Raw genomic sequence first — 23,461 nt, 5'->3', positions numbered from 1 at the left:
AACGACAGAGAAAATGTTCCACTACATTTTTCGCCAGGTCCGGATTTCAGGCCAAAAAACCCAATATTTTCAATAGGGGCCTCTCCCAAAACGCCCCTCCACTGTTCAAGTTGGGTCAAGTTCCTCCAGGCGGGCCTTGAGAACGCCGGAATAGGCGCCGTCCTCGATCGCTCTCACGATCTGCTGGATCCGGTGAGTGATGGAATGGAGTTCCTGCTGGCGCGATTGGCGCTCCGATGATGCCGTGCGGCGCCGCTCGTTGGCCGAGGCGATGTATTCGGCGATGAATTGCTGGACCAGCTCCGGTGCGAGCAGCTTTTCCTTGAGGCCAGCAAGCACACGACGTTCGAGATCATCCCGCCCAACGGTGCGGCGGTTGTCGCAGATTCCACGTTCCCGATGATTGGCGCAGCCGTATCGACCCAGGGCGGCGACTGACAGCGGCCCGCCGCAGACGCCGCAACGCAGGAGTCCGGAAAGCAGATAGCGGGGCCGGTGCGCCGGATTGAGGCGATTGGAAGAGTCCTTTGGTGTGGTTTGGCGGCGATGACTCGACAGCCGCTCCTGGGCGGCTGTCCAGAGATCGTCGCTCACGATCTGGAGGTGGGGCACCTCGGAAATCACCCAATCCTGTTTCGGGTTCGGGCGGGCCTGGCGCTTGCCGGTGACGGGATCCTTGATGAACTTCTGGCGATTCCAGACAACGCGGCCCGCGTACAATTCGTTTCGAAGGGCGCCAGTGCCGCGGTCGGGATTCCCGAGTAACGTCGAGGCCGACCACTTCCCTCCACGGGGCCCAGAAACACCTTCGATGTTCAGGTCACGGGCAATCGATCGCGGAGATTTTCCGGAAACGTATTCGGAAAAAATCCGTTTCACGATCCCGGCCTCGGCCTCCACGATTTCACGGTCGCCGCGGGTGGGCTCGCCATGGTCGTCGTGACGATAAACGGGTCGGTATCCGAAACAAAGGCCGCCGGCGATCTTGCCCTCCTGGACCCGGCCTCGCTGGCCTCGGCGTGTTTTCTCGGCCAACGATTTCAGGAACACGGCGTTGATGGTCGAACTCAGTCCGACATGGAGTTCCGAGACCTCGCCCTCCAGCAACGTGACAATCCGGATTCCGCGAAACGTGAGGAGCTTGTAGGCCCGGGCCGTCTCCTCTTGATCGCGGCTGATCCGATCCAGTGCTTCGGCCATCACGATATCGAAACGACCACCTGCGGCGTCCTGAAGCATCCGCTGGTAAGAGGGACGGTGCGCAGTCGATCCGGTGACGGCCAAGTCCGCGTAGCTCTCGACAATATGCCAGCCTTCTTTCGCGACCCGCTCCTGGCAAAGGAGGATCTGGTCGTCGATGGACCGGGCACTCTGCAGATCGGAACTGAACCTCGCGTAGAGGGCTACTCGCATGGGTGATCTCCGCCGGGGGAGGCGGGGGCGTCCTGCGACGGCCCCGCGGCATGATTGTCGTTCGCCGCTTTCTTGGCAAGAAGGGTGATGAATCTCTTGACCGCCGGACCGACGATCACGGGGCCGGTTTGGGATTTGCCCTTCGGGGCTCGTGCCGGATCAGCCATGGCTGCTCTCCCCGGTGCTGGGCATTGGCTCCTCAACCTGGTCCTGCACGTTGTCGTTTGCGGTGTTGCTCAGCAGATCCGAAAAGAGGCGGCGCGCAATGGGATCATCGAGGTGGCGATTCAGGATGTTGGTGAGCACCCTGCGGAAGGCTTCCTCCTTCGCGGCGAGGTCCAAGACGATGCCGCCGCAGACGATCTTCCGGTCAACGGCCATACGGCGACGAGTGCTGGTTCGCTCCTTAAGTCGGCGATCTCGTTCTTCTTTCAGTTGGGTGATCTTCCGATCCAGGTCGGCGATCCGGATCTCGATCTCGTCAAGCTTCAGGACGGTCTTCATGATTTCTCTCCTTTCCACTTTTGTCCTGATGCCAGTGTACGATGCCGTGTTGCAAACAAGTCCCATATCTAGTGCTTGACGAGTCGTCATTTTCATTGTTTTTCAATGAGATGTGCGACGGAAAATATTTTTTTGCGGGGGGCTTGTCCCTCGGCATGAACGCCCTCCCCAACGGATTTGAGGCCCCCGTCCGAGACGTGAATCTCCTTCGGATTTCGGTTTTTCAAGGTTCTCTGGCAAACTCGTTCTGCGCACTTAGAGCAACGGTGGGTTGAGGCGAGGATCGGTTCCATTTTCACCAGACCGAAGACGTTCGACAGGCGTGGTTGCAAGCCCCCGCAACCAAAAAAGTCCCGCTAAGTCAACCACTTAGCGGGCCGTTCCGGGTCCGGAACCACCCTCCAAAATCCCCCTTGCTCCAAATTTGCTCCACGCCGCTCCCCGGTACGCGCGGCGGCAGGCGGGGCGGATAACGGTCTTTCCCTCCATGGAAGGCGAAGTCGAGCACTTCATTCCCTCGCCGTCCCCTGCCGAGGTCGCCACCGTCAAGCCGGCCAAGCTATCCCCCTGGAGAAGCAAGGACTACGAGCCCGACCCCTCGCCATCACTGTGAATGGACGCAAGGGCGTTGTGCCGAGGGATGATGGGGACCACAGCCTTCCCTTGGACGGTCAGTCATCATTAACTGGAGCTTCCAACCTGGCGTCCAGAAAATCCGCCAGGACCATGAGCTGTTCGGACAAGTCCGATCGCCGCATGGCATGGATATCGAGGATCGCCTGTTCTCGAGCGGGCCGACGGGCACGAAGAGGCTGGACCGGTCCGCGCCTGTGACGGATCACCGTCTCGCCGGCATTGGCCCAGAAATAGGGAACATCCCGTCCTTCCATATCTGCCAGTTCCGCCGCCACAAGGTCATCGGACACATGTTCGAGAAAATGGCCGGCATGGCGGAAGCGCTCGAACACCCCGTCGCGCCACAGACCGTACCGGCAGGACACGGGGAGATTCAGCATATGGATGGTCGTGATATAGAGCCGCGTCTTTCGAACCAGAAAGCGAATCCGGAAATCGTCGGCCACCCAGCGATCGATGATGTCCGACAGGAGGGCGCGGCTCCCGAGAAACCATTTGAAGGCGGCCGTGAAACCGCCGAACAAGTCATTCCGGTAATCGGCTGGATCGACAAGCCCACCGTCGGGCCTTCGGAGCCGGTTGTGAAAAGCCGTCGCGGGCTTGTGGTAGTCGAGGATACCGTCGGCGCGCTCGTACAGCCCTAGTTGTACGATCCCCTGCATCGAAACATCACCGCCACGCAAGGCCGAGAGGACAGGGTTGTGACTGAGCAATCCCGTGCTGAGGAGGCGGTCCTGCCTCCTGTCCGTGGGGAAGTTGTACAGGACGCATTCCGGATCGACGATGATCGGCTTGCCCTCGAAGACAAATAGATTTTCGAGATGAAGGTCGACCATCCGGAGGGCGTAGGCCACCGCGGTTACCGCCCCGAGCGCGAACATGAAGGCGGACGGATCGCGGCCATTTTGGCCATCCGTCTTGAGAAAAGGGATGAAGTACCACTGGCGATCCGGGTCGGCGACGATATCCGGAGGAACGAGGTCGATACCAATGGCGGCCGAGAGTTCGGCGAGAACCTCGGCCAGCAGTTGGTAAGGGCGGGGATCGGCGAACTTGAGCACCCAGGGATGCGGCTTCGCCTCGATTACCAGGGGGCGTCTGCCGCCATTGTGGGAGTCGCCGGCCAAGCTTCGGAACTTCAAGGGTGAATGCTGGCCTCCGATGGGGAACGCAACCTCCGTGCTCAACCGCACTTCCCGGAGAAATGCCGTCAACGCGCGGACACGATGGTTGACCACTTCCCCCAGATCGCCAAAGAAAAGCGGACCGCGCTCGCGACGTGCCTGGAACGGCAACTCCGTGTCATTGGCAACCGCCCGTGTCGGCTGTAGGAGGTCGAAGAGCTCCTCGTCGATCAGGCGTTCGACGCATTCCTGGTCGAGGCCGTGGATATTGACGGGACAAGCCCAGAAGCGGTCGATCCGGTCCCGTGCTTGGTGATGAGGAACGGCTTGCATGGAAATGGCTCCGAAGGTGGATGGGCTCAGTCCGACTTCATCGGAGCCCGGCCGCAAGTGACAAGACGTGACTGCGGCACGATTCCGCGGCTCCGGAGGAAGCCCTCCTGGCCCTTGAATGCGTCCGCGTACAGCGCCGTGTCACGGAATCGCTCGTTGACCCGATCGAGCAACGCCCCGCCAATACCCCTCCTCTGGCAGTCGGGATGGACGCAGAGTTCGGCGATCCAGCTGCACATGACGTCGTCGCTGAGAACACGAGCCATCCCGACCAGCCGTTCTCCCTGGAACGCGAAGAATCCGTACACTCCGGCCCCAAACAAGCGGTTCAGGGTCATCGCGGGGTGTCGGTAATTCTCCTCGGTGCCGAAGCCGACCGAGGCATAGAGCGCGGCCAAGCTTTCCATATCTACTCGACGCACGTCGGTCGTCATCTCAAAGGTCACAGACATGATGAGGTCCTTTCTGGGGCCAAGGGGGCTCTACTGCATCCGACCAATTTTGAATCGGGTCGGATGCCACACGACTCGAAGAGGCGGAGAGCGGAAGGAAAGGCCTCCGTGTAGATCGCGGTATGGTAATAACGGCGAACAACACGGTTCACCAACGCCTTACCCACTCCCTTGCCTTGCCATTCCGGCCGGACGCAGATCTCCGCGACATATGTCTTGGTCAGATCGTCGCTGAAGGCCCTGGCGAATCCGACCAGCCGACCATCTTCCGTCTCGGCGAAGGAACCGAAGGTACCATTGCCAAAAATCCTCCCGTAAAGTTCGGTGCGCGGTATTCCTTTGTCCGAAATGCCGAAACCCACGGAATCCGCGACATCATCGAAGGCCTCGGCTTGATATCGCGAGGCGTGGTCATGAATGGTGATGCCCTGAACCTCATGGTCGTCCACTTGGTTCGTGGCTGGCTGCCGAAGGCAAGCATTCAGCTTTACCTTCGGTCGAACGCCCACCATCCGGAAGAACTCGACGGCTTCCGTGGGGGCGTCGCAATACAGTGCCGTATGGCAAAACCGTTCGTCGATCTTCCCCATCAGGAAACGGCCGATGCCCTGGCCGCGCCATACCGAATCAATGCAAATCTCGGCAAGCCAAGAGGACGTCAGATCGTCGCTGAAGACGCGCGCGGAGCCAACCAGTTTGTCGTCGAGAAAGGCGAACACTCCGAAGGCTCCCGGGCCGAACATGCCGTTGAAATCGCTGTTGTCGGCGGAATCCGGAAAGGGGAAACCCGCATCGCGGTATAGCACCCCCAGGAAGCTGGGGCGCACATGCCCCAACTCCCAAGACCATCGAATGTTCGCCTTTTTCATGGCATCACCTCCCTATCAATAGATGTTTTCGCAGGTCCCCGTGGCCCGGCACTTCCCATCGCGCGGATCATCCTCCGGGTCAGCCGCCGAGAACCGATCGAAAAGGCTGAAAAGTCTTTGCGAATTCACCCTTGACCCGCCATCACGCGCGAAACGGCGCGTGAAAACGTGGTTCAGGGTGGACTCGGTCGGCCCTCCCGGTTTCATGATACCATCGACGCGAAGGTTGTTGTCGCGCTGGAAGCGTTCGATTCCCTGGAATAGGGGTTCGTCAGGATAGGGGGTAATCCCATAGCTGGGGATGGCATAGTAGCCAAGGCCCTGAAGGACCCTTTTCACCGGGACCACATCATCCAAACTGACGTTGTAAGGCCGGCCCAGAGTAGATTTCAGTCGCAACGGAAAAGACATCGCTTGTCTCCCGAAAAGGTTTATCCGATCGCTCCGGGCGCGCCGCCGTGGCGGCGTCCGCGGAACGGACGAAGGGTCCAGTTCCCCAGGAGACGAACTCCAGGGAGACTGGCTTGGATGAGGTTTCGGAGCGTTGTCCGCCGTCGGGTTGTCGGAAGAAGAGTCCGGCCCCGCGGGCGCTGCCTGTCAGCACATGACTTGATAGAGCGGGCGTTATCCGGACAGGGGCCGGGCGCCAACATGCTTCAATATAAGAACGTGAGCGGTTATGTCAAGGGCGCAGAGCGTATAAATTCCTGCATAGCCTGCTACATCGCTCTAGGCTCTCGAATGGCGGGCGTTGATTGGGGGCGCGTCTCCCGCTGGTGGCCGGGCACCCGGTCAGCCAAGCCTTCGCCCTGGAAATGGACATCGCCGCCTCAGGAAAGATCGATGCCGATTACCTCGATCCGCTCGTCCCGGGCACGTTGCCTGGCCAATTCGCTGGCCTCATCGCCCAGGCGTTGCAAGAGCCCACGAAAGTCGATGGCTGGCTCACCCGTCGGTCGCCAAGTCCTTCCGGCCGTCAGATTGACGGGCAACAGAATCCCATGCCTGGATTCCCGGATGCGCATGTACTGCCCGACCAACTGGGTTTCCAGCGCATCCTGCCGAAGCTCGTTGTACGACCACTTCCCGGCGATCTTCACCTCGATGGTGACGATGCCCACCCCGGCGCGGAGGACGCGAATGTCGGGGAGCTTGTGGTCCGCGACCTCGACCTCGCGGGCTACCTGGTAGACACCCCGGCTGGCACCGTCGAGCCGCTCCGCCAGGAGCTTCTGGAAGACCTCCTCCGCAGTATCCTCCTTGAACATCCCCTTGAGGGAGAAGTCGCCTTGTTCCGCATTCTCCCGGATATCGGCGAGACGCCCTTGCACGACCGCGAACAGTTCGTCGGGGGTCTGGGGCAAACGCTCGAACCGGTCGACATAGTCCGCGATATCCCGCCCTTTCCAGGCGCGCGGTTCGGCATCCTTCTTGGCTCGTTCGAAAGGCTTTGCCCTCAGCCATTCCCGTGACCTCTTGAAACAGGGATCGGCCGCCAATTGGATCATCGCGTCGTAAGCCTCAGGGTCTTGCGCATCCGCCAAGCGTTGGATGGTAGCGGAGCGGAATTCCTGAGCATGATCCCTGGCGTTCGGGGAATATACCTCGCCGCTAGGGTGATTCTGGTCCTCGTCCAGACGGACATGGCGATGGAGGATCGGCAGGAACCGCCGGAGTGCCGCGACGCGACGGAAATCGGGATCGGGGACGGCAATGTGTTCGTACCGATCACCGTGCAGGATGTCGGCGATCGCGATGACCAAGGCATCGCCGCCCGCCGGATCGGCGGCCATCTGCCTCCGGACCTCCGGGTGACCAGAGCCTCATCGGTCCCGCCCCGCCACTCGGTGACCCTGGAAGAGATGACGATGCGGGCGCGGTTATGTGCAGGGCCCAGGGACCGGGAGAAATTCGCCAAGGCCTGTTCAAAGGCGTGGAAACTGCCGAGGCGGCTTTCGTCGACGGCATCGAGGAAGAAGGAGGCCTCGCCCACCCCCTTCTCCCACTCGCGGAATCGCTTCAGGTCATCGCTGGCAAGAATGGCGGACAGTTCGCTTCCGGCAAGATTTTCCAGGCGGATGAAAAAGGCCGGCTTGCCGCCTGCATTCAGCCGATCCGCCTGGGCTTCCATCTCCCAGGTCTTGCCGCTGCCGGCCTCACCCAGGATGACCACCCGGGGGTATTCGAGAACTTTGTCCCAGGACCAGTTCGACGGCAAGCCGAGCGACCCGTGGACGTAGCTCTGAACAGCGATAGCCTCCTGGTCCTGACCTGGGTCATACTTCACGAAGGTCCGATCAAGCTGAACGAACTCGGAGCGCATTTACCAACCACCAGTGAAACCGTGCAGTCCGCCGTCACGTGATGATGGTCGGCTTCCAGTGATCACGCAAGTGGGCACCCGCGTCAATGCAGGCGCTGCGCCCCTGGCCCAGCGGCCTTGATCGCCGCCTCGTAGGCGGCGCGGATGCGGCGCAGCGAAATGCCCCGGCGCATGCCGGCGCGGAGGCCGTCCTCCACATCGGGTGCGAGGGCTGGGAGGTCGTCGGGGCGCAGTTGCCAATCCTGTGCAAGGTCGCGGCGGATGCCGGCCAGGATCGCCTCGGCGTGTTCAGGCCCTGGCAGCGGCACTGCGACGACCCGCAGGCGGGTGAGCAACGGACCCCGCAGGGGCGCGGCGTCGTTGGCCGCCAGCAGCCAGTTGATGGCCGAAAGGTCGCAGGGGACCATCAGGCATTCGTCCGTCCAGGCCTTGGCGGAAAGGGGTTCCAGCAACCCCAACAGAGTCTGCCGGATGCGGCCGTTGCCATCGCTGCCGCCGGCCTTGTCCACTTCATCCACGAACAGCAGCGGGTTGGCCTGTCGGTGCTGGCGGATGACATGGAGGGGAAAGGCGGGGCTGGCCGTGTTCCACCCCCGCGCCGTGCCATGGAGCAGCCGGTTGTCCGCACTCCCGCCGGCGTTGATCTCGCCCAAGCCGAGGCCCAGCAACTGAGCGAGTCGGCGGGCGAAGCGGGTCTTGCCGGTGCCCGGCGGCCCGAACATCAGCAGCGGGCGCCAATGGGCCCATTGGAGTCCGACCGACCGGCGCAGCCGCAGGTCCCCGACGATGGCCTCGATGACTTCCGCGAACCAGGGAAACTCGGCCTCAAGGACCGTCGCCAGGATGTCGGGATCGGGGCCGGCGACGAGGGACAGAGTGGCGGCAGAGTGGACGTGTTTCGTGCCATTGGAGAACGCGAACACGCCCTATTGTTTCGCCCCCTTGATGGCCTTCTCGGACTATGCATGCAGGAACCAAGCCCCGGTATCCTCGTTACCACCAACCGAGGCTTGAGCGTCCAGCGTTTCACTGCGGCTCATGAACTCGGACACCTGGAAATGGGACACGAGTTCAGCCTGGACGACGAAAACCAAATCTGGCGGCCTATGGGGCGGACGCCGAAGGAACTTCAGGAAATTTCTGCCAATTCTTTCGGGGCTGAGTTCCTCATGCCGAAATGGCTGCTCAGCCAGAACATGAGACGCTACGGCTGGACCGTGGATGATCTCGCAGACCCGGTGGCGGTGTACCAACTATCCCTCCGGGTAGGAGCGAGCTACGAGGCATTGTGCCATTCACTCGTTCGGCACAAATGGATTACCCAGGCGGTGGGAGATGTGCTGTTCGGAACTCGTCCCAAGGAGATCAAGCTCCGACTTCTCGATGGACTGGCTCTTGATGATCCGTGGGCCGATGTCTGGTCATTGACGGAAGCAGATCACGACGGAGTCGTGGAGGCCGGTGAAAACGATGTCTTCCTTCTTCATCTCCAGGAACGTGGAAGCAGCGGATGGCCGTGGACTTGGAAATCATGCTCGAAGGATGCTCGAAGCCGAGGCGGAATCATAGTAGGGTCTGCCCATGACCACCGCCAACATGTCGTAAAAAGCGACAATTCGACCTGCCATGACCCAGCCCTACACCGACCCTGTCGCCAAGCTCCTGACCCTCGCCCGATGCGATATCCACCACCAGAACGACCCGTGGCCGGACTACCTCGGTCTCGGGTTCACCCCCGAGCATGTCCCCGAGTTGATCCGCATGGCGACGGACATGGACATCAACAAGGCGGATGGCGACAGCCTGGAAGTCTGGGCTCCGCTGCATGCCTGGAGGACTCTTGGGCTGCTGCGGGCGGAAGAGGCGGCCGGACCTCTGGTGCGGTTGTTCGACCAGTTGGACCATGACGATTGGCTGCCGGACGAGATGAGGCAGGTTCTCCCGATGATCGGGCCTGGTGCAATTTCCGAATTGGAAGCCTTCCTCGCCGACGAGACGGTCGATGCCAAGAACCGCATTTCCATGCCCGGATGCCTGGAGAAGATGGCTCTTGCCCATCCCGAACATCGCCAGCAATGCGTCGATGTACTGGTCAGGCAGTTGGAGAAGTTCCGGACCAACGATCCCGCCCTCAACGCCTTCATCACCCTGAGCCTTGCCGACCTGCGTGCCGTGGAGGCACTCGATCTGATCAGGGTCGTGTATGCCGAGAAACAGGCGGAACTGATGGTGGCGGGGGATATCCAGGACGTGGAAATCATGATGGGGGTGCGGGAGAAGCGCTCCAGCCCTCGTCCTCGCCTCAGCCCCCTGCTCGACATGTTCGGCGGGGGAGATGTTCCGGTGGACAGCATCGCCAATCCACACCGTGCGGTCGGCCGTAACGACCCATGCCCCTGCGGGTCGGGGAAGAAATACAAGAAATGCTGCCTCCATTGACTGCCGGGAGGGGACAATGATCCGCCTGACCCACGAGCAGATCATGACGCTGGTGGAGTGCGACTGGCTCGGGGCGGGACCAATTCGCCTGAATTCCAATCTCACCCTGGCGGAGCTTTCGGACGCCCCGGTGCTTCCCAACGCCCGTCTGCTGTTGAAGTGCATGGACGAGGATGGTGGGGTCAAGTTGACGAGTACGGGGAATTTCGGACAGAAATTCGTTGCCCGCATGGCGGAGGAGTTCACCTGGCCCGGATATGATCGGGAGATGCTGTGGCGGGTCAACAAGGTGCTCAACCAGGCCGATTTCCCGCCGCTGGATTTCCTTCATGCCATATTCGACCTCGCCCGCTTGGGACGGAAAAGCAAAGGCATGTTGGTCCTGACCAAAAAAGGGCGGTCGCTGCTGCCCGAAGAGGCGGCCGGGCGGTTGTTCGTCGCTCTCTTTGTCGCCACGTTCAAGCGGTACAACCTCGCCTACCTGGACAGGAGGGTGGTCAAGGATCATTTCCAGGCCCAGATCGGATTGACGCTCTACCTGATGTCCAAGGTGGCGGAGGAACCCCGCACCGCCGACGAATTGGCGGGCGTCATCATTTCACCCTTGGAAAATGGCACCTCGTCCATCCGGCCGGGAGCCGTCTTCCAGTGGCGGGTTCTGCGATACCTGGAATGGTTTGGGCTGATGGAGAAGGCGCCGAGCGCCGCCAACGATGACTGGGCAAGCCCTTATCTTTACCGCAAGATGCCCCTCTATGACCGGTTCCTGTTGTTCGATCTTGGGAAACGCGGCGACGCTCCGAGATGAACGTCCCTGTGATCCTGACCTCCATATATCCGGCGTGTGTCTCCACTCGGAACGAAGGACCGATGCTCCAAATTTGCTCCACGGCCACCTGGAAAATGATGGAGCTGGATGGAGGCCGTTGGAGTCGATTCGCCTGCGGAATCAGGATGTTCTGGTCGGAGAAGGGCGGGAGCCGGGCCAGAAAATTCAGGCTCATAACCTGAAGGCCGCAGGTTCAAATCCTGCCCCCGCAACCAACGAGACCGCAGTTTCTCCGGAACTGCGGTCTTTTGCTTTCCGGGCCTCGCCCAGCCGCAGAATCGCGCCCAGTTCCCCGAACAGTTCGATCCGTACTTCGCCCCGCTTCTCGCCGGGGTGGACGATGATCGCCTCGATCAGCTCCCGTAGCGCCTCGCGCGCGGCGCCCATGGTCTCGGGATCCGCCAGCGCGGATTCCAGTTCCGCGACCCGGCGCCGGTACAGGTCGGCCGCATTGGGATGGAGCGCCGGCAGCGGCTCGTCGGCGGCATTGAGGTCCGCCTGAAGCATTTCGCGGCGGTGCTCGAGTTCCTCCAGGCGGGTCTTGAGAGCTGACGAATAGGTTCCGTCCTCGATCGCGCGGACGATCTGCTGAATCCGGTGAGTGGTCGACTGGAGTTCCTGCTGGCGCGATTGCCGTTCCGATGATGCCGCGCGGCGCCGCTCGTTGGCCGAGGCAATGTATTCGGCGATGAATTGCTGGACCAGCTCCGGTGCGAGCAGCCTTTCTTTCAGCCCTGACAGGACACGACGTTCGAGGTCATCCCGCGCGACCGTACGGCGGTTGTCGCAGATTCCACGTTCCCGATGGTTGGCGCAGCCGTATCTACCCTGGGCCGCGACTGACAGCGGCCCGCCGCAGACGCCGCAGCGCAGGAGTCCAGAAAGCAGATAGCGGGGTCGGTGCGTCGGATTGAGGCGATTGGAAGAATCCTTCGGTGCGACCTGACGACGATGGCTCGACAGCCTGTCTTGAGCGGCTGTCCAGATATCGTCGCTTACAATACGGAGCTGAGGCACGTCGGCGATTACCCAATCCGATTTCGGGTTCGGGCGGGCCTGGCGCTTGCCGGTGACGGGATCCTTTATGAACTTCTGGCGGTTCCAGACGACGCGGCCGGCATAAAGCTCATTCCTCAAAACGCCGGTGCCGCGATCGGGATTTCCGAGCAACGTCGAGGCCGACCACTTGCCGCCACGGGGCCCAGAAGCACCTTCGATGTTCAAATCGCGGGCAATCGACCGCGGCGATTTTCCGCAAACGTATTCGGAAAAAATCCGCCGGACGATCGCGGCCTCGGCCTCGACGATTTCGCGATCGCCGCGCGTGGGTTCACCATGGGCATTGTGGGCATAGTCGGGGCGGTATCCAAAGCAGAGGCCTCCGGCGATCTTGCCCTCCTGAACTCGTCCCCGCTGGCCCCGGCGCGTCTTCTCGGCCAGCGATTTCAGGAACACGGCATTGATGGTCGAGCTCAGCCCGACATGGAGTTCCGAGACCTCGCCCTCAAGCAGAGTCGCGATCCGAACACCGTGGAAGGTGAGAAGCTTGAAAAGCCGCGCCGTCTCCTCCTGGTCACGGGAGAGGCGGTCCAGCGCCTCCGCCATCACGATGTCGAAACGACCATGGGTGGCGTCTTCCAGCATCTGCTGGTAGCCGGGTCGCCGGGCGGTCGATCCGCTGATGGCAAAGTCGGAGTAGATATCGACGACACGCCAGGTTTCCTTCGCGACGCGCTCCTGGCAAAGCCGGATTTGGTCATCGACGGACCGCGCGCTTTGAAGATCGGAACTAAACCTCGCGTAGAGGGCTACTCGCACGGCGGATCTCCCTCAGGGGTGGCGGGGGCGTCCTGCGACGCCCCCGGGACATGATTGTCGTTTGCGGCCCTCTTGGCAAGAACAGCCACCAGCCGCTTGACCGCCGGCCCGACGATCACCGGGCCGGTCTGAGGTTTGGCCTTCGGTGTGGGTACCGGGTCAGCCATGGATGTTCTCCACGGTGGTCGGCTTGGGCTCTTCGGTGAACTCAGGCAGGTTGTCGTTTGCTTGCCGTTCAAGGAGATCTGCAAAGAGGCGGCGGATGAGGGGATCCTTAAGTTCGCCGTTCAAGATATTGACCAGGACGCGGCGAAACCGCTCCTCCTTCGCCGCGAGGTCCAAGACAACGGCTCCGCATACGATCTTCCTGTCGATTGCCAGCCGGCGCCGGGTGCTGGCGCGCTCCTTTATGCGCCGGTCCCGCTCTTCCTTCAGTTGAATGATCTTGCGATCCAGGTCGGCGATCCGGACCTCGATCTCGTCAAGCTTCAGGACGGTCTTCATGATTTCTCTCCTTTCCACTTTTGTCCTGATGCCAGTGTACGGTGCCGTGTTGCAAACAAGGTCCAGATTCAGTGCTTGGCGAGTTGTCTTTTTCATTGTTTTCCAATGAGATGAGCGCCAGAAAATATTTTTTAGCGGGGCCTTGTCTGCCGGTATGGACGCCCTCCTCAACATATTTGAGGCCTCCGTCCGAGACGTGATCCTCCCCCGGATTTCGGTTTTTCAAGGTTTCCTGGCAAACTCGTTCTGCGCACTTAGAGCAACAACGGGTTGAGGCGAGGCATGGCCGGCGGGACTTGGTTTTCTCTTTCGGTTCACGCGGTGAAGCGGGGCGACGGGCGAAGTGCGGTCGCTGCCGCTGCGTACCGCTCCAGGAGCATCCTTCAGGATAACAGGACCGGCCGGGTGCACGATTACTCGCATCGGGAAGAGACGGCCTATGATGAGATCATTCTTCCCGGCGGCGCTCCCCAGTGGATGAGCAACCGGCAGGCCCTGTGGAACGCTGTCGAGAAAGAGGAACGCCATCCCAGGGGCGTCGTGGCCCGCGAGTTCCGGTTCGCGTTGCCCCATGCGGCCTCCTTGGAAATCCGCGTCGGCATCGCCTGGCTGTTCGCGACCTATCTGGTGAAGAAGTTCAACGTCGTGATCGACATGGCAATCCATCCGCCGCCACCCGGCGGCGACCGCAGAAACTGGCATGCCCATTTGCTGGCGACGACACGGCCGGTCGATCCCTCCAGTCCGACCGGTTTCGGGAACAAGGTACGCGAGTTGGACCCCATCGCCTGCAAGAAAATCGGCATGCCGAATGTGGTGTCTCATTTGCGTACCGTCCTCGCGGAGCAAATCAATGCCACCATGGTACATTTCAAGTTGCCGGAACGAGTCGATCATCGGTCGTACAAAGACAGGGGAGTGGATTTGGTCCCGCAGCCGCATCTCGGGCCGGGTTGCATCGCGCTGGAACGGCGCGGCCAAAATACGGAACTGGGCAATTTGCGGTCCATGATCCAGGAAGAGAATTTCGAGATCGCGCGCCTGACATTAGAGCTCGCGGCTGTAAGGAAGGAACGTGAGATGCTGATGGCGATGCGGGATCGTTTTGATCTCGAGACGTCACGATCCATGCCTTTCGGACCATGATCAGTGGACAAGGCGTTTCTCCGGTTGCGGATTGGCTTTGATCGCCGCCTCATAAGCCGCGCGGACGCGGCGTAGAGAGATGCCGCGCTGCATACCGGCGCGGAGGCTCTCCTCGATGTCGGGTGTCAGGATCGGCAGGTCGTCGGGGCGGAGTTGCCAATCGGCCGCTAGGTCACGGCGGATGCCGGCCAGGATGGCACCGGCGTGCTCGGGGCCGGGCAGAGGCACCTGGACCACCCGCAGGCGGGTGAGCAACGGGCCTCGGAGGGGCGCGGCATCATTGGCGGCCAGAAGCCAATTGATGGCCGACAAGTCACAGGGGACCATCAGGCATTCGTCCATCCACGCCCTGGCGGAGAGAGATTCCAACAGGCCCAACAGGGTCTGGTGGACGCGGCCGTTGCCATCGCTGCCGCCGGCCTTGTCGATTTCGTCCACGAACAACAGCGGATTGGCTTGTCGATGCTGGCGAATGATGTGAAGTGGAAAGGCCGGATTGGCCGAGCCCCAACCCCGCGCGGTCCCCTGGAGGAGTCTGTTGTCGGCGCTGCCGCCGGCATTGATCTCACCCATGCCGATCCCCAGGAGGTGGGCGAGGCGGCGAGCGAAGCGGGTCTTGCCGGTGCCCGGGGGTCCGACCATCAGAAGCGGGCGCCAATGGACCCATTCGAGTCCGACCGACCGGCGCAGCCGCAGATCGCTGACGATGGCCTCGATAACAGCCCAGAACCACGGGAATTCGGCCTCCAGGACCGTTGCCAGAATGTCGGGATCGGGGCCGGTGAGGAGCGGCAGGGGTTTCGTCAGGCCTTCCCAGACCTGGGGATCGAAGGAATCTCGGGTGCGATTGCCTTTGGGAATTTCTGCGCGCACGACCACAATGGAAGGCCCCTGGGCAGGCAGTGCATCGGTAACCCCAGCCGAATCCTTGGGCGAATCTCGGAAGGCGGCCATACCCGCCTTGGCGAGTTCCTCGCGCAGGTCCTCGCGTCCCTCCGGGTGACGCAGCCCCCAGGAGACGTTGCCGAGATAATCATCCGCCAAGCGCCACAGCGCGGTGGCCTTGCGTCCCTGTTCGAGGGGTGCCATCCGGAGGAGCTTGGTGCCGATGACAGCCGCGGCCACGGTTTGGCCGGAGGCAGCGGCGAGGGCAGTCCACGACAGCGCAAGATCGTCTGCACGGGAGCCGGAGGCCAGAAGGAGGTCCGCTACAGCCAGCTGGGCATTTGCATCACCCTTCAGCGCGGCGGTAAGGATTTCGCGGTGCTTCGCCTCCCCGAACGCCGTCCGGTCGCCCAGGAAGACCAGCAGTCGATCTCTTTCGCGGCGAACCTGAGCGGGGCTCCAGAGCCGCCAAGCCTTTAGGGATGGCCTTGGCATTCTCGGTTTCTTGTCGAAGCCGGGGACGGGGAGGGTGAAATCGTCCAAGGGGTTCATGGCAACCATTTTCAAAACCGCGGGATAAAGGGGGCTTGCGAGTGATGGGGAGGCAAGGTAAGTTCTGCATGAATTATGCAATGTGAACACAGTAAGAGCAACATGTTTTTTGCAATGTGGTATATTTGATGATGACGCCGGCGCAGTGCAAGGGGGCACGGGCCATGCTTGACCTCTCTCGGAAGGATTTGGCTAACCGTGCAAAGGTGGCGGAACGGACGATCGTCGATTTCGAGAGAGGGGCCAGACAACCCTATGATCGGACGTTGGCTGACATTCAGAAAGCTCTTGAAGTTGCCGGTATTGAATTCATTCAGGAGAACGGCGGCGGGGCTGGGGTCAGGTTTCGCGAGCCTCGGCGCGATGAATTGCAACTCTGAGTCAGGAAAAACTCCGCGAACCTATGGTTCGGAACCGGAAATTGCCGCATGGCACAGGAAACGGTGCCTGCAAAATGGAGTTCTGTTTCTATGACAATTGCTTATACAACATCTTACTCGTACCAAGGCGACCACTCAAAATGAACCCTTCTTGTAGAAAAACATCCAATGCCAACATCATCTGATTCCGCCTCATCTATCCTTGCCGATCTGGCAGAATCTTACTTGGCAGATGGACGTCCGTGGGTGGTTGCCTATTCGGGGGGAAAGGATTCCACGCTGGTCTTGCAGTTGGTCTACCAGACCCTGATTAACCTCGGGCCGGAGGCGACCAAGCCGGTCTACGTGGTGTCTTCGGATACGGGAGTGGAGCCACCCAACGTAGCCGCTCACGTGGAGTCGGTCTTGTTGGCGGTCGAGGGTGATGCGGTTGGGCGGGGCATTGCCCTTCGGTGTCATCTCGTGCGGCCAACCCTTGAAGAGGGGTTCTGGACCAAGCTGATCGGCAAGGGATACCCACCGCCGACCCGCTGGTTCCGTTGGTGCACGACCAACATGAAGATTAAACCCAGCCGCCGGGCGATTGACCAAATCGTTGCCGAACACGGCAGTGTCGTCTTGTTATTGGGATCAAGACGGGCGGAAAGCAGTTCGCGGGCGGCACGGATGGACGGGCGACGGACCAACCTGCGTAATCTCAACCCCCACCATGAAATTCCTAACGCCTTTGTTTCCACACCGATCGCCGATTGGAGTGACGACGAGGTATGGCAGTACCTATACGAACACAATCCGCCGCCTTGGGGTGCTCCGCATGATCGCATGCTGACACTCTACCGTCAGGCCGTGGGCGGCGAATGTCCCATTGTGATGGATTTGGACACGCCATCTTGCGGCGGCAGCCGGTTCGGTTGCTGGGTTTGCACCGTGGTCAAGGTGGATAAATCCATGGAGGGTTTCATCCAATCGGGCGAGGAATGGATGGCACCCCTGGCTGCCTTCCGAGACTGGTTGAAGGCCTATAGGGACCAAGAGGGCACTCGCATGGCGGTCCGGCGCGATGGCAGCAAGGGGCCTGGGCCATTTACTCCTCTGGCACGCCGTGTGATTTTAATGGAACTTCTCAGGCGTGAGAAAGAATTGCTTGAGCTTAGCGGTAAAGTTGGGTTACGCCTGATATCCGACCAGGAACTGCTGCAAATCCAAGCGGCTTGGTCAGGCGAATTCGACCTGGAAGATACCGCCCTGGCCTTGGTTAGGGACGCGGGGAGGGAGTTGGCAGGGGGACAAGCGGTGCCGCTGAGCGAAGATGACCGGGTGATGCTGGAGGATCTCGCCGCCGAGCGCGACATCAACCCGGCCCTGATCGCCCGGGTACTGGAGCTGGAGGTCGACTTTCCCAACCTCGACCGCTGGGGCGCCCGCACCGAGCTGCGCCGGCGTCTGGCGGAGTTGATTGGTACCGCCGCAGGGGCCGCGGCATGATCTTCCACCGCATTGTTGTTACCAATCTGTTTTCCTATCTCGGTGAGCAAACCTACCGATTTGCGTCTACGTCCGAGGGCACCGTTGCCTTGGTGGTCGGCCGCAACGGCTACGGCAAGACCAGCCTGATCAACGCGGTGAAGCTGTTGTTCCTCGGCACCGACGACAAGAGTCAGCGCAAGGTCGGCTTTCCCCCGCGCAACCTCAGTCGCAACGACTACATCCTCGGCACCCCCCGCGGCTGGTCCGGCATCATGAATCGGCATGCTCGGGAGCGAGGCGAACAGAGCTGCTCGATCCGGGTCGAACTGGGCGATGCCGACGGCGTCACTTTCACCGCTACCCGCTCCTGGTCCATCAATGGCGCTCGCTTTGACGAAGATCTCCGTGTCCATCGTGCCGGAGAAGTTGAAGTAGCCGACCAAGCGGCGGAGGAGCGACTGTCCGATTTTCTGCCCCGCGAACTGGTGCCGTTCTTCTTCTTCGATGGCGAAGAGGTGCAGTTCCTGGCCGAGGGGGGCGACGGTGCCCGGACCGAGGCGATGGAGCGCCTGCTCAGCCTGTCCTTCATCACCGGGGTGGAGACCCAACTGGGCGAGGTGGTCAAGGAATGGCGGCGGGAAGCCATGCCCGACGACATCAAGGTGGAAATGGCCCGCGAGGAAGCGCGGCTGGCCGAGGTCCGCGCAACCATGCTCGGCCTGCAGCGGGACCGCGACGACAAAAGCACGAACCTAACGGAACAGCGTGATCGGGCGGAGAATCTGCGGAAGGCGATGGAACGCCTGCGCGCCGGCGGGGCAGTGGCAGACACTCGCCGCCTGGAAGACGACATCAAGGGCCTGGAAAAAACCCTGGAAACCGAGCTGTCCCAACTGGCGACCGACCTGGCCACCGACGCGCCTCTGCTGGCCAACCCCGGCCTGGTCAAGGCCGCCGCCGCGCCCCTGGGCAAAGTGATCGATTTCAAGGCCGAGGCAGCGACCTCGGTGGCGGACACCTTGGCCAACGTTCTGCCGCACCGATTGTTTGCCGAACCGCCGCAGCCGCGCGCGCCTCTCTCGGACGACCAGCGCCGCTTCTTCGAGGACAAGCTACGCCGTATCCTTGATTCCTATGCGGTGACCGACGAAGCGGCGCCGCCTTTTCTCGCCAGTCTTGACCTGGGTCGCGCCCGCGACCTGCAGCAGCGTTTCCTCGGCTGGAATGCCGCGATGGCGACCCAGCGTCAGGATCGCGCCCGCCGCCTGCGCGAGGCCAGCGCCAAGCGTGCCCAGTTGGAGCGGATGCGGGCCGAGCTGCGCGAAATGCAGTACGGCAGCGGCGAAAGGGCGGAGGAATACCGCCGCCTGGAAGAGGAGTTCGCCGCCGTCAGTCGGGCCATCGGCAAGCTGGAGGCCGAGCTGGCGCACCTCCAGAAGCGGCTCGATGCCAAGACCGCCGAGGAGAAGGACATCGCCAGCCGGCTGAACGGCCTCGAACGCCGTCATTCCAAAGCCAGCCAAGCCAGCGACCGCCTCCGCATCGCCATCAACCTGCGCGACACCTTCGAGCGCTATCGCCACAAGAATCGGACTACCCGCCGCCAACAGATCGAGGAGGCGATCAACCACCACTTCCGTAGCCTGATGAGCGGCCACCATATGATCGATCGCATCACCATCGATGACGAGTTCGTCATGCACTTCATCGACGCCGAAGGTGCCGAATTCGGCCAGTTGACCATTTCCCACGGCATGCGCCAGTTGGCGGTGACCGCCCTGTTGTGGGCGCTGAAGGAAGTGTCGGGCCGGCCACTGCCGATCATCGTCGATACCCCCCTGGCCCGCATCGACCGCGACAACCAGCACAACCTGCTGTGCCACTACTACCCCCATGCCGCCGAGCAGGTAATCATCCTGGCCACAGATTCCGAAGTCGACGCCGAAAAGTTCGCGTTGCTGCGCCCCCATTTGAGTGCGCAGTTCCGCCTGGAAAACTCCGACGGCCAGTCCACCCATGTGGTCCGTACCGCCACCGACCGGCTGGCGCCCGAGGCGGAGGCGCTCGATGGCTAAGATCTACATTCCCTCGTGGGACGAGCAGTTTTCCTACACGCTACGTGAGAAGGGACTCGGGATTTCGGGCAAAGCACCACACTGGATTGTCGCCCGCCTCGCCCTGGCCCGCTCGCTGCAAATGCCCCAATTCCCCGATGAGGACCTGGGCCGGCCCGTGACGCGTGACCGCGCCCGTGACATCCACATGGAGCAGCTGACCGGCGAGAACAATCCGTCCATGGAAAATGACCTCACCGACGATTTCTGCCTGCTGCTGTCGCTGTATCACGACGCCGACCTGTTCGCAGACCGCAGCCGCTTCATCGAGCTGCTGCAGCGTCACATTCAGCGAGGCATGGCGGAAATTCAGGCCTCGTGGCGCGAGGGCAACGATTTCCACGACTACCTCTACCAGGAAATGTTCTTCGAACGTCACGGGGGTGCCCAGGCTCCGGCCGACCTGGAAACCCGCCTCGCCCGTGCCCTGGGCGAAATCGGAGTGGGCGCCGACATCGAAAAGGCGACGGTCGGCCCACGCCTGACCCGCTTCACCTTGCGCCTGTCCACGGCCGCCGACCTGGACCGACTGAAGCGCGACCTGGACAAGATCCCGTTCGAGCTGGGTATCAGCCGGGCGGTGACGCTGGTTCCCATCGCCGACGAACGCTGCATCGCCGTCGACGTGCCCCGCCCCGAGACCGACTGGCTGCCGGTGGACGGAGCCCGCATTCCAGAATGGCTGAAAGACCGGCCAGAGGCACTGCCGGTCTGCCCTGGTGCCGACGTGCTGGGCCAGCCGGTGATCTTCGACTTGGCCGAAGCCCCCCACCTGTTCGTTGCCGGTACCACCGGCAGCGGCAAGAGCGTCTGCGTTCATGCCCTGCTGCTGTCGCTGCTGGCCTCGGGCCGCAATGTCCGCCTCGCGCTGATCGACCCCAAGGAGGTGGAGTTCACTACCTATGCCGGCTGCAAACGGCTGTGGGGTGACGGCGTGGTCACCGAGGCCGCCGACGCTGCTGCCATGCTGTCCGGGCTGGTCTCCGAAATGGACAGCCGCCAGAAGGAGTTGGCTGCCCTGGGCGTCGCCAATCTGGCCGAGGCCCAGGCCAAAGGCTCGACCCTGCCGCGGGTGGTGGTGGTGATCGACGAACTGGCCGACCTGCTGATGCAACGCCCAGAGGCCGAGACCGATCTGATCCGCCTGGCCCAGAAAGCCCGCGCCGTGGGAATCCATCTGGTCTTGGCCACCCAGCGCCCGGGCTCGGACACCTTCCCAGGCCTGCTGCGCTCCAACGTGCCCTCGCGCATCGCGCTGACGGTTCGTTCCAGCCAGGAGTCCCGTATCATCCTGGACGAGACTGGAGCCGAGAAGCTGTTGATGAAGGGCGACATGTTGATCCGGCTCTCCGGCCGCCCCACCCTGCGGGCACATGGCGCGCGTGTAGAGCAGGGCGACCTCAGGAACTGGTTGTAGGTGGCGGCGACATCGGGTAATTCTCGGTCGAGAGTTTTTCATCGCGAGTCACCCATGTCAGATATTCAGCTTCGCCGTTTCCAGCCACTGCACCTGAAGTTGGAAGGCGTCGGCCCCTTCCGCTCCGCCTTCGAGATGCCGCTGACCGATAAGGACGGTGCGCCCTCCAACTTCTTCCTGTTGGTGTCGCGAAACGGGTTCGGTAAGACCACGGTGCTGGAGGTAATACATGGGCTGATGAAGTGTCTGGGGGCTATTCGCAGCACTAAGTACGAACTCCCGGCGAGCTTTCTTTTGGATGAGTTGCATTCGGATCTGAGACGGAAACCCGGCAAGGCTCAACTCGACATTCGCCTTGAGCTCGAAGGAGGAGGAAGGGCATCGGCTGTGGTGCTGTCGCTGTATGTCGGAACTGACGGTCCCTTACGCGCCCTTACCCCCAGCCTCATCGCCGAAGCGCAGGCGGACATCTGGATCCCGGCCGGACTTCCGCCGGACCGGAATTCCTGGAACAATGGCTTCCGGGTCGATCAGACCCATCAGTGGGTCATGGATGCGCTTCGCAGTTCGGAGACCACCAGAGTCGGGGACAGCCTTGACCGGTGGTTCGTCCCTTGCGGCGAATTCATGGCTTTGCCGACGGCCCTCTACTTCACGGCAGATCGGCGCATCCTTGCTCCGCCTCCGGAGAGGCGTGCTGTCGCTCATCCGGAATTCTCCGCCTATTCCGCTGCCCATAAGTTTACCACCGACGGTGATACCTGGGAAACCTCCCTCGACGGTTTGCTGGTGTGGTATGAGTGGCTGGGTGGCGGCCTGTTCGAGCAGGCCCAAGATCTGATCAATTCCACTCTCTTTTCGGATAGCCGCAAAAAGCTGACAGCGATCAATCGCCACACTCTGGCGGCGGTGATCGAGGTGGAGCAGGAGGACGGGACAAAGGTCAGCCACGGTCTCGACGGCCTCAGTCACGGCGAGCGCAGCCTGCTGCATCTACTTGTACGCAGCGCCTATCACCGGACCGGCAGCACCATTTTGCTGCTCGACGAGATGGAAACCCATCTGCACCCCAAGTGGCAGTACAAGCTGATGGCCCTGCTGAAGGAGTGGATCCGGAAGTGGCCGGATCTCACCGTCATCGCAACCACCCACCAGCCGGCGCTGATCGAGGAATTCGCCTTCGAACGCCCGGAAGAGGGGCTGGTCAAGGGCGGCTACATCATCGAAGCCAGCGAGCTGTAGGGGGACGTCATGGGGAGTTTCAGTGACTTTTCCGACAGCAGGGCTGTAGTCCACCTCCATAGCGGGGCGGTCACCATTTTCGTCGAAGGAGCCTCTGACGTCGCGTACCTCGAAAAGATGTTCCCCGACAGTCGGGCTGATATTCGTTTCGAGGAGGTAGGTGGATGCACTGCCATCCGGGCCCGCCTCGCCAAGGAGCGTCCCGCCAATCCCAAGGTGATCGGCCTGCTCGATCGCGATGCCCTGATGCGGGAAAAGCGCTGGCTCGAATTGTTCGAGACCGACAACGACGATTTCGCCAGTGCCACCCGTCTCGACGGCATCTATGTCCTGACCCGCTGGGAGATCGAGAACTACCTGCTCGACCTGGCCGCCGTCTGGCGTCTGTTCGAGAACTGGAAGGCCAGTTTCGTGCCCAACGAGGACAAGCTGCTGGATTTGATGATCGAAGCGGCCCTGGGCGAACTGCACGTTACCGCCGGCTGGTGTACCGCCCACCAGCGTGGAATCCCCCAGCACACCGGTCCCGGTTCGTGTGTCGATATCGAGGTTCTGGAATCCAAGGTACGCGAATGGATCATGTCCCAACAGCCGGACGCGGAGACCGAGTACGATCAGCATCTGACGCGGGTCAAGGCATTCGACCCCGGAACCGCCGCGGAAAAGCGCGAACGTCTGGCTGCCTTGATGCGCATGGTTGATGGCAAGCGTTTCGTCGAGCGACTGCAACGCCGCTGGCTTGACGTGAACAAGGACCCGTCCCCCCAGTTGGCCGACAACGTGGGTCAGCGCCACCCCCGCAGTGATGACCTGTTCGAGATCGTCGACGGCCTGCGCCAGAGCACCTGACTGGGGCTGATCTCCCGGAGCCAGCCGGCCTTCGACGCTGCCGGCTATTGGTTGCCCGAGTTGGCCTCCAATTCGGGGGGTACCTAGTGCTGGCGTTGGATGACTTCAAACTGGGGAGACCTAATGGGATGAACTGCTTCTCACCGGATCGGCGTTGAGGATACC

At 61.7% G+C, this 23,461-nt stretch carries 21 protein-coding genes and 1 tRNA gene; 11 read left to right on the top strand and 11 right to left on the bottom strand.

Features of this window, described 5'->3' with window-relative positions; translation table 11 throughout:
* Window positions 1-105: 105 nt before the first annotated feature.
* The 7 genes from H7841_10115 to H7841_10085 form a co-directional block, all read right to left on the bottom strand.
* On the bottom strand, window positions 106-1,413 hold the full coding sequence (locus H7841_10115; protein MEO5337234.1) for a recombinase family protein: 1,308 nt from the start codon (window positions 1,411-1,413) through the stop codon (window positions 106-108).
* Between the two features lie 159 nt (window positions 1,414-1,572).
* The gene (locus H7841_10110; protein MEO5337233.1) at window positions 1,573-1,917 is read right to left on the bottom strand and encodes a hypothetical protein; all 345 of its coding nucleotides are present in this window, start codon (window positions 1,915-1,917) and stop codon (window positions 1,573-1,575) included.
* A 671-nt stretch (window positions 1,918-2,588) separates the two neighbouring features.
* Window positions 2,589-4,010, bottom strand: coding sequence for a DUF4135 domain-containing protein (locus tag H7841_10105; GenBank protein MEO5337232.1), 1,422 nt, complete (start codon window positions 4,008-4,010; stop codon window positions 2,589-2,591).
* Between the two features lie 26 nt (window positions 4,011-4,036).
* Window positions 4,037-4,462 (bottom strand): GNAT family N-acetyltransferase, encoded by a 426-nt coding sequence (locus tag H7841_10100; GenBank protein MEO5337231.1) that lies wholly within the window; start codon window positions 4,460-4,462, stop codon window positions 4,037-4,039.
* Window positions 4,453-5,331, bottom strand: coding sequence for a GNAT family N-acetyltransferase (locus H7841_10095; GenBank protein MEO5337230.1), 879 nt, complete (start codon window positions 5,329-5,331; stop codon window positions 4,453-4,455). The genes H7841_10100 and H7841_10095 overlap by 10 nt, the downstream gene beginning before the upstream one ends.
* Before the next feature lie 15 nt (window positions 5,332-5,346).
* Window positions 5,347-5,742 carry a peptidoglycan-binding protein gene (locus tag H7841_10090; GenBank protein ID MEO5337229.1) on the bottom strand — a complete coding sequence of 132 codons (396 nt, stop codon included), beginning with the start codon at window positions 5,740-5,742 and terminating at the stop codon, window positions 5,347-5,349.
* 419 nt (window positions 5,743-6,161) lie between these two features.
* Window positions 6,162-7,124, bottom strand: coding sequence for a hypothetical protein (locus tag H7841_10085; protein ID MEO5337228.1), 963 nt, complete (start codon window positions 7,122-7,124; stop codon window positions 6,162-6,164).
* Between the two features lie 89 nt (window positions 7,125-7,213).
* On the opposite strand from H7841_10085, the gene H7841_10080 reads away from it, so the two are divergent.
* Window positions 7,214-7,696: a hypothetical protein gene (locus H7841_10080; protein ID MEO5337227.1), complete on the top strand. Its 483-nt coding sequence runs from the start codon at window positions 7,214-7,216 to the stop codon at window positions 7,694-7,696.
* Window positions 7,697-7,737: 41 nt separating this feature from the next.
* Here H7841_10080 and H7841_10075 read toward each other — a convergent pair whose 3' ends face one another.
* Entirely contained in the window at window positions 7,738-8,577 is an 840-nt protein-coding gene (locus tag H7841_10075) for an AAA family ATPase (GenBank protein MEO5337226.1), read from the bottom strand.
* Window positions 8,578-9,280: 703 nt separating this feature from the next.
* Here H7841_10075 and H7841_10070 point away from each other — a divergent pair.
* The 3 genes from H7841_10070 to H7841_10060 all read left to right on the top strand — a co-directional run bounded on the left by H7841_10070 (window position 9,281) and on the right by H7841_10060 (window position 11,133).
* Complete coding sequence (locus H7841_10070) at window positions 9,281-10,093, top strand: SEC-C metal-binding domain-containing protein (protein ID MEO5337225.1); 813 nt, start codon at window positions 9,281-9,283, stop codon at window positions 10,091-10,093.
* A 16-nt stretch (window positions 10,094-10,109) separates the two neighbouring features.
* Window positions 10,110-10,901: a hypothetical protein gene (locus H7841_10065; GenBank protein ID MEO5337224.1), complete on the top strand. Its 792-nt coding sequence runs from the start codon at window positions 10,110-10,112 to the stop codon at window positions 10,899-10,901.
* 165 nt (window positions 10,902-11,066) lie between these two features.
* A tRNA-Leu gene (locus H7841_10060) sits at window positions 11,067-11,133 on the top strand.
* Here H7841_10060 and H7841_10055 read toward each other — a convergent pair.
* A complete protein-coding gene (locus H7841_10055) occupies window positions 11,094-12,740 on the bottom strand; it encodes a recombinase family protein (protein MEO5337223.1) in 1,647 nt (548 codons plus the stop codon). The genes H7841_10060 and H7841_10055 overlap by 40 nt on opposite strands.
* A 159-nt stretch (window positions 12,741-12,899) precedes the next feature.
* Window positions 12,900-13,244 carry a hypothetical protein gene (locus H7841_10050; GenBank protein MEO5337222.1) on the bottom strand — a complete coding sequence of 115 codons (345 nt, stop codon included), beginning with the start codon at window positions 13,242-13,244 and terminating at the stop codon, window positions 12,900-12,902.
* A 282-nt stretch (window positions 13,245-13,526) separates the two neighbouring features.
* Between H7841_10050 and H7841_10045 the strand changes: the two genes are divergently transcribed.
* Complete coding sequence (locus H7841_10045; protein ID MEO5337221.1) at window positions 13,527-14,390, top strand: MobA/MobL family protein; 864 nt, start codon at window positions 13,527-13,529, stop codon at window positions 14,388-14,390.
* On the opposite strand, the gene H7841_10040 is transcribed toward H7841_10045, so the two are convergent.
* Window positions 14,391-15,818 carry an AAA family ATPase gene (locus tag H7841_10040; protein MEO5337220.1) on the bottom strand — a complete coding sequence of 476 codons (1,428 nt, stop codon included), beginning with the start codon at window positions 15,816-15,818 and terminating at the stop codon, window positions 14,391-14,393.
* A gap of 173 nt (window positions 15,819-15,991) precedes the next feature.
* On the opposite strand from H7841_10040, the gene H7841_10035 reads away from it, so the two are divergent.
* The 6 genes from H7841_10035 (at window position 15,992) to H7841_10010 (ending at window position 23,296) form a co-directional block, all read left to right on the top strand.
* On the top strand, window positions 15,992-16,207 hold the full coding sequence (locus tag H7841_10035) for a helix-turn-helix domain-containing protein (protein ID MEO5337219.1): 216 nt from the start codon (window positions 15,992-15,994) through the stop codon (window positions 16,205-16,207).
* Between the two features lie 168 nt (window positions 16,208-16,375).
* Complete coding sequence (gene dndC, locus H7841_10030; protein MEO5337218.1) at window positions 16,376-17,692, top strand: DNA phosphorothioation system sulfurtransferase DndC; 1,317 nt, start codon at window positions 16,376-16,378, stop codon at window positions 17,690-17,692.
* The gene (gene dndD / locus H7841_10025) at window positions 17,689-19,749 is read left to right on the top strand and encodes a DNA sulfur modification protein DndD (protein ID MEO5337217.1); all 2,061 of its coding nucleotides are present in this window, start codon (window positions 17,689-17,691) and stop codon (window positions 19,747-19,749) included. Before dndC ends, dndD begins: the two co-directional genes overlap by 4 nt.
* Complete coding sequence (locus tag H7841_10020; protein MEO5337216.1) at window positions 19,742-21,205, top strand: FtsK/SpoIIIE domain-containing protein; 1,464 nt, start codon at window positions 19,742-19,744, stop codon at window positions 21,203-21,205. The genes dndD and H7841_10020 overlap by 8 nt, the downstream gene beginning before the upstream one ends.
* Window positions 21,206-21,259: 54 nt before the next feature.
* On the top strand, window positions 21,260-22,447 hold the full coding sequence (locus H7841_10015) for an AAA family ATPase (protein MEO5337215.1): 1,188 nt from the start codon (window positions 21,260-21,262) through the stop codon (window positions 22,445-22,447).
* Between the two features lie 9 nt (window positions 22,448-22,456).
* Complete coding sequence (locus H7841_10010; GenBank protein ID MEO5337214.1) at window positions 22,457-23,296, top strand: DUF4435 domain-containing protein; 840 nt, start codon at window positions 22,457-22,459, stop codon at window positions 23,294-23,296.
* Window positions 23,297-23,461 lie beyond the last annotated feature (165 nt).

Origin of the sequence: Magnetospirillum sp. WYHS-4 (genome assembly GCA_039908345.1) — a bacterium.
Taxonomy (GTDB): domain Bacteria; phylum Pseudomonadota; class Alphaproteobacteria; order Rhodospirillales; family GLO-3; genus JAMOBD01.
This window is presented reverse-complemented; position numbering and strand designations above follow the sequence as displayed.

Coding starts and splice junctions, on each gene's coding strand:
- dndD (MEO5337217.1), top strand. CDS start 17,689: ATGATCTTCCACCGCATTGTTGTTACCAATCTGTTTTCCTATCTCGGT.
- H7841_10050 (MEO5337222.1), bottom strand. CDS start 13,244: ATGAAGACCGTCCTGAAGCTTGACGAGATCGAGGTCCGGATCGCCGAC.
- H7841_10080 (MEO5337227.1), top strand. CDS start 7,214: ATGTGCAGGGCCCAGGGACCGGGAGAAATTCGCCAAGGCCTGTTCAAA.
- H7841_10020 (MEO5337216.1), top strand. CDS start 19,742: ATGGCTAAGATCTACATTCCCTCGTGGGACGAGCAGTTTTCCTACACG.
- H7841_10035 (MEO5337219.1), top strand. CDS start 15,992: ATGCTTGACCTCTCTCGGAAGGATTTGGCTAACCGTGCAAAGGTGGCG.
- H7841_10065 (MEO5337224.1), top strand. CDS start 10,110: ATGATCCGCCTGACCCACGAGCAGATCATGACGCTGGTGGAGTGCGAC.
- H7841_10100 (MEO5337231.1), bottom strand. CDS start 4,462: ATGTCTGTGACCTTTGAGATGACGACCGACGTGCGTCGAGTAGATATG.
- dndC (MEO5337218.1), top strand. CDS start 16,376: ATGCCAACATCATCTGATTCCGCCTCATCTATCCTTGCCGATCTGGCA.
- H7841_10010 (MEO5337214.1), top strand. CDS start 22,457: ATGGGGAGTTTCAGTGACTTTTCCGACAGCAGGGCTGTAGTCCACCTC.
- H7841_10045 (MEO5337221.1), top strand. CDS start 13,527: ATGGCCGGCGGGACTTGGTTTTCTCTTTCGGTTCACGCGGTGAAGCGG.
- H7841_10070 (MEO5337225.1), top strand. CDS start 9,281: ATGACCCAGCCCTACACCGACCCTGTCGCCAAGCTCCTGACCCTCGCC.
- H7841_10085 (MEO5337228.1), bottom strand. CDS start 7,124: ATGGCCGCCGATCCGGCGGGCGGCGATGCCTTGGTCATCGCGATCGCC.
- H7841_10115 (MEO5337234.1), bottom strand. CDS start 1,413: ATGCGAGTAGCCCTCTACGCGAGGTTCAGTTCCGATCTGCAGAGTGCC.
- H7841_10015 (MEO5337215.1), top strand. CDS start 21,260: ATGTCAGATATTCAGCTTCGCCGTTTCCAGCCACTGCACCTGAAGTTG.
- H7841_10095 (MEO5337230.1), bottom strand. CDS start 5,331: ATGAAAAAGGCGAACATTCGATGGTCTTGGGAGTTGGGGCATGTGCGC.
- H7841_10110 (MEO5337233.1), bottom strand. CDS start 1,917: ATGAAGACCGTCCTGAAGCTTGACGAGATCGAGATCCGGATCGCCGAC.
- H7841_10105 (MEO5337232.1), bottom strand. CDS start 4,010: ATGCAAGCCGTTCCTCATCACCAAGCACGGGACCGGATCGACCGCTTC.
- H7841_10090 (MEO5337229.1), bottom strand. CDS start 5,742: ATGTCTTTTCCGTTGCGACTGAAATCTACTCTGGGCCGGCCTTACAAC.